We start from the raw sequence: 602 nt of genomic DNA on the forward strand, positions 1-602 counted from the left end.
CTGGAGGTACTAAGATGTTTCAGTTCCCTCCGTTCGCCTCCGGAAATTCATCCGGATGACAGTCCTTCAGACTGCCGGGTTGTCCCATTCGGAAATCCCTGGATCAAAGGTCATTTGCACCTCCCCAAGGCTTGTCGCAGCTTATCACGTCCTTCATCGCCTCCGTGAGCCTAGGCATCCGCCATACGCCCTTTCTTACTTTCGCCTGTGTCCACATGTGAATATGAATACTCACAAGGGACCTAGCCCATACTTTCAGCTGTATTGAAATTTTCTTTTCTACAGTTTTGTCTGTAACAACATGTCAAAGATCGTTTTCGTTGAGAATCTTCAGAATTCTCACGAATCGTGGAGAATAACGGATTCGAACCGTTGACCCCCTGCTTGCAAAGCAGGTGCTCTAGCCAGCTGAGCTAATCCCCCAAATTACATTGAAGAACAATATCTTGGAGAGCGAGGCTAACATCTGTCTTCACCTCTTACGTAGTCCCAGGCAGACTTGAACTGCCGACCTCCACATTATCAGTGTGGCGCTCTAACCAACTGAGCTATAGGACTGTCAGGTTGGTCAGGTGTATGGACTTCTCCGCCCAGTTTCCTTT

2 tRNA genes and 1 rRNA gene are annotated in these 602 nt (G+C 48.3%); all 3 read right to left on the reverse strand.

Features of this window, described 5'->3' with window-relative positions:
• Positions 1–205, reverse strand: a 23S ribosomal RNA gene (locus ST42_RS06100); the annotation flags it as partial.
• Between the two features lie 144 nt (positions 206–349).
• A tRNA-Ala gene (locus ST42_RS06105) sits at positions 350–423 on the reverse strand.
• 61 nt (positions 424–484) lie between these two features.
• Positions 485–558: transfer RNA gene (locus ST42_RS06110), tRNA-Ile, on the reverse strand.
• Positions 559–602 lie beyond the last annotated feature (44 nt).

The organism is Prevotella pectinovora (assembly GCF_000834015.1).
GTDB classification, from domain to species: Bacteria; Bacteroidota; Bacteroidia; order Bacteroidales; family Bacteroidaceae; genus Prevotella; species Prevotella pectinovora.